This window comes from Hydrocoleum sp. CS-953, assembly GCF_002260545.1.
Classification (GTDB): domain Bacteria; phylum Cyanobacteriota; class Cyanobacteriia; order Cyanobacteriales; family Microcoleaceae; genus Trichodesmium.
Genome location: NZ_LGSU01000856.1, coordinates 1 through 5,068, shown reverse-complemented (window position 1 = coordinate 5,068; position 5,068 = coordinate 1). Strand labels below are relative to the sequence as shown.

At 32.8% G+C, this 5,068-nt stretch carries 2 protein-coding genes and 1 pseudogene; all 3 read left to right on the top strand.

Annotated elements, in window-relative coordinates; translation table 11 throughout:
* Positions 1 to 49: 49 nt before the first annotated feature.
* Positions 50 to 555: pseudogene (locus AFK68_RS44815) on the top strand (tetratricopeptide repeat protein); the annotation flags it as partial.
* Positions 556 to 569: 14 nt separating this feature from the next.
* Positions 570 to 3,068: a tetratricopeptide repeat protein gene (locus AFK68_RS44810; protein WP_371357325.1), complete on the top strand. Its 2,499-nt coding sequence runs from the start codon at positions 570 to 572 to the stop codon at positions 3,066 to 3,068.
* 1,303 nt (positions 3,069 to 4,371) lie between these two features.
* Positions 4,372 to 4,719, top strand: coding sequence for a DUF4258 domain-containing protein (locus AFK68_RS11120; protein WP_246844119.1), 348 nt, complete (start codon positions 4,372 to 4,374; stop codon positions 4,717 to 4,719).
* Positions 4,720 to 5,068 lie beyond the last annotated feature (349 nt).

Here is a 5,068-nt window from a genome sequence, read left to right as displayed (position 1 = left end):
ATTATCCATTATCAATTAATAAATATTCCCTATTCCCTATTCCTTAAAAATGTCTAAACTTAGTCAAAAAAGGAGAGTAATAAAAAGACTCATAAAATTATTTCTAATCTGTTGCCTAACTTTAACCTTTTACCTCTGCTATGAAACAGCATTTCCTCAAATACTAAATGCTTACCAACCTCAACAGCAACTCATCTCTGAAATTCCCCAAGAAACTCAAGCAGAACAACTCTACAAACAGGGCGATAGACTATACAAAGATAGTCAATATCAGAAAGCTTTAGAAAAATATCAACAAGCATTAAAAATCTACCAATTAATATATAGAGTCTCAGAAAATGCTAATCAATCTCTCTCCCTAAAAATTGGTAAAACACTTCATAGTATTGGAGCAGTTTATAACAAACTTGCTAACTATCCTCAAGCATTAGAATATTATCAGCAAGCAGTAAAATTTCGTCGCCAAATTAATGACAAAAAAGGCATTGGTAGTAGCTTCAATAGTATTGGAGCAGTTTATTTTTACCAGGGAAACTATAATCAAGCTTTAGATTANTCTCTCCCTAAAAATTGGTAAAACACTTCATAGTATTGGAGCAGTTTATAACAAACTTGCTAACTATCCTCAAGCATTAGAATATTATCAGCAAGCAGTAAAATTTCGTCGCCAAATTAATGACAAAAAAGGCATTGGTAGTAGCTTCAATAGTATTGGAGCAGTTTATTTTTACCAGGGAAACTATAATCAAGCTTTAGATTACTTGCAGCAAGCTTTAGAAATTCGTCAGGAATTAGGAGATTTAGTTAGAGTTGGGAGAACTCAGAATAATATAGCAGCAATTTATAAAAATCAAGCCAAATATTCCCAAGCATTAGAATATTATCAGGAAGCTTTACAGACATTTAAAGAATTAAAAAATTTGCAAGGTGAAGCAGCAGTTATTAACAATATTGGTTTGATTTATCAGGAGTTAGGTCAATATGAAAAATCGTTGGAGTGGTATCAACAAGCTTTAGCAATTCACCGACAAAATGGAAATAAAAAAGGTGAAGCAGATACCTTAAATAATATAGGTCTGACTTATAAACTACAAAAAAAATATGACCAAGCATTAACATATTATCAAAAAGCTTTAACAGTTAGACAGCAAATAGATTACAAACCAGGAATAGGAAATAGTCTGAATAATATCGGCTTAGTTTATGACCAAAAAAGTCAACATCAAACAGCACTAGAATATTTACAGCAAGCATTAACAATTTTTCAGGAAATAGGGAATAAAACAGAAATAGGCAGAACTCTAGATAGTTTAGGAACAGTTTATAAAAATCTCCAAAAATATACTCAAGCAGAAGACCATTATCGTCAAGCTTTAACTATTCAAATAAACATCGGCGATCGCGGCAGTGAAAGAATAACTTTAAGCAATATAGGAGATTTATTAGTTGCCCAAAAACAACCAGAATTAGCAATTATTTTCTATAAACGTTCTGTAAATCTCACAGAAGCAATTCGTCAAGATTTACAAGTGCTTTCCTTAGAACAAAAACAGTCTTATGCAGAAAAAATCGCCGATACTTACCGCCGTTTAGCTGAATTATTATTACAGCAAAATCGAGTGATAGAAGCCCAACAAGTATTAGATTTACTGAAAGTTCAAGAATTAGATAATTATCTCAAAAATGTAGAAGGTAATAAACAAACTGCTTTAGGAATTGAATTATTACCCCAAGAAAAAGAAATTTTAGATAAATATAATGCTATTCAAAATCAAGCAGACAAGGTAAATCAAGAACTGACAAAGTTAGAAAATATTTTACCAGTCGATAGGTCTATTGCTCAAGAACAAAAGATTACTAAATTAGAAGCACAAAAGCAGCAAATTCAAGCAAAATTCAACAACTTTATTGCTAATGAAGAGATAATCAAAATATTACAACAGCTTCAGGAAAAAACAAGGGGAGAAAGTATAGATATTACTAATCTAAGTAAATTACAAAATATTCTCAAAATCAAGCAAAATGCTGTTCTGCTTTATCCCTTAATTTTAGAAGATCGGATAGAAATGATATTAATCAAAAGCAATGGTTTACCAATTCATCGGTCAGTTCCGATTAGTAAAATAGAATTAAAAAATGCAATTTTTGACTTTAGGGCAGCTCTAACATCTCCAAGAAGAAGAATTAGCGATTTGGCAGCACGCAAAACAGGTAAACTATTATATGAATGGTTAATCAAACCATGGGAAATAGAACTATTATCAGCACAAACAAAAACTATTATTTATGCTCCTGATGGGTTATTACGCTATATTCCTTTAGCAGCTTTATACGATGGAGAAAAATGGCTGATAGAAAAATTTAATATCAATAATATTACTGCTGCAAGTCTAACTAATTTCAACAGTAAACCTTTAGATAAACTTCGAGTATTAGCAGCAGCTTTTAGTGAAGGAAACTATCAGTTTATGGTTGGTTCAAGAGAATTTCAATTATCAGGATTACAATTTGCTGGACAAGAGATAGAAACTTTAGCCAAAATCATTCCTAATACTATGAAATTGTTCAATCAAGCATTTAGTTGGGATGAAATTATTTCACGGGTTGATAAATACAATATTCTCCATTTTGCCACCCATGCAGATTTTGTGAGTGGACACCCAGAAGATTCATTTATTTTATTTGGTGATGGGAGTCGTTTAACTCTCGGGGAAATTACCAATTTATCATTACCAAATATTAACTTAGCAGTTTTGAGTGCTTGTCGAACTGGAGTAGGAAGTATTTTGAACGATGGTTCAGAAATTTTAGGGTTGGGTTATCAGATGCAACGAGCAGGGGTAAAAGCATCTATAGCTACTTTATGGCAAGTTGACGATCGCGGAACCCAACTACTAATGATTAATTTTTATCAAGCATTAAAAAAAGGGAATATTACCAAAGCAAAAGCGTTACGAAAAGCACAGTTAGCTTTAATAACTGGAAATGTTAACGGTGAAATAGACGCGAACAATTTTAGACATCCTTATTATTGGGCACCGTTTATTTTAATTGGTGATGGGTTGTAGGAGTTATATCATGTCCGGATGATTAGGTATAAATAAAATATTTGGCGATCGAGAGGATATATTTTAATTTTTCCCCTACTCCTCTACTCCCCTACTCCCCTACTATCTTAAATTATAAGCGTTCAATCGGACATGGTATTATAGCTGAAGTCAGAAGGCGCGAAGTTATACCAATTCACTTTAAAGATGTCATAAATAGTCTCAAACTTTAGATGTGAAATAATTTCCTGAAATTAGTGTGGAATCAAAGTTTTGAGTCTATGAAATCTTACAGCGCTTTTCAGGTTAATGAACCACATCTTGATAATCAAAGCCCCCACTATCGAAACATATTGGGATAAAATTTTACCTTTCTTAGAAAACATTCACGAAATTAAACTTGTAGAAGGCCACATTGTCCATTATTATGAAGGTTACTCCGGCAGGGTGGACTTTGTTGCCAGTTTCTACAATATCCCGTGCGTCATAGAATTTATAGCAGTTTTCATGTTTTTTAGAGTACAGAGATTTGGGTTAAAAGGAAGAAGGCTTTAGTTATCTAGGAGAGAAGGAAGAAGTTTTGTAGTCATGAAGTGAAAACCGCTATAAATCTGCTAATCAAATCAAACCTCTTGCTGACGAACCGTTACAACNCATGTTTTTTAGAGTACAGAGATTTGGGTTAAAAGGAAGAAGGCTTTAGTTATCTAGGAGAGAAGGAAGAAGTTTTGTAGTCATGAAGTGAAAACCGCTATAAATCTGCTAATCAAATCAAACCTCTTGCTGACGAACCGTTACAACTGGCAGCTTATTTTGGGGCAATTAATCGTCAATATGGCCTCAAACTCAACAACGCTTTAGTCATAGTTACTACTCCCCAAGAAGCTAACGTCACTTGGTTTGAACCAGATGAAGTTATGAAATATTGGCACAAGTTGCAACAATGAGTGGCCAAAAATAGGCCACGACAGGATGTAGCATGATTTAGCACTTTTGTATGCTTTTGCCATCTTTGTTAAGCTGGATTTAATAGTCTAAGTATTTCTGAAGAAAATAAAATTAATCCTTTTGCCCATTCAAGGATAAAAAAGTCTATTTATTCTGTCTGTGGGTTTTATCGGGATTTATTTTTCACCCTTCTGAAAATTTATTTAGAACATTATCAGGAACAGTTATCTCTGCCCCCAGAGATTTTAATAAGCTGTTCCATCTATTGTTTTTTTGCAGAAAAATTAGTCTATTTCTGGACTCAAATTAGATTCAATTATGGTTAAATTTTTGCTTGTGATTTTCTTAGTAAATTTACTGAACAAGGATAATGAATATGAACCACCAACTCAGTCTAGTGCTTCAAAATGACCTAAACATTGAAAAATTAGGTTCTATTTCCGCAGTACATAATCCTAAAGATACTAATCATTTAGAACGGCGACAACAACAACGTGCTATTAGTTTATCCATGATTAAAGTTGCTATAGTTTATGGAAGTAGACAATTTAGTTATGGAGCTGTGACTTATACTTTGACGGATAAAAATTTACGCAGAACTCCTTATAGCAGGTTTATAGATGTACTGCGGGGATTGCGAGTTGTCTGTGTTAATGGGTTGCCAAATCCTAAAATTATGACTGCTTATTGGCATAATAAAACTAAGCGGAAAGTTCACAGATAGCTCTCTATAAACTGTACTTTATTGAGGAAAAAATTGCGAAAATTTGATTGTTTGGTAAAACTCGCTTAAATGGTGTTGGTTAAAAATATTTGGAAAAATACAAATTCTACTATGCACCACTTTTGCGAGTGCCATATTACCATAATATTTTACTTGTAATACTAAATTTAATTTATCTATAAATACTGAAACAAGATATTAGGACTGAGAAAAAAACACTCAAACATAATATAAAGAAAAATATTTTTCGGCAATATTTTATAAAAGTAGTGGAAAAGGTGAAGCTGCTTCTGCTCAGGAAGTGGCAAGTAAACTAGAGGAAATTTCTCAGGAACTTAGGGCTAAAATT

Bases quoted from the DNA above. Each gene is read 5' to 3' on its own strand.
- AFK68_RS11120 (WP_246844119.1), top strand. From the start codon at position 4,372: ATGAACCACCAACTCAGTCTAGTGCTTCAAAATGACCTAAACATTGAA.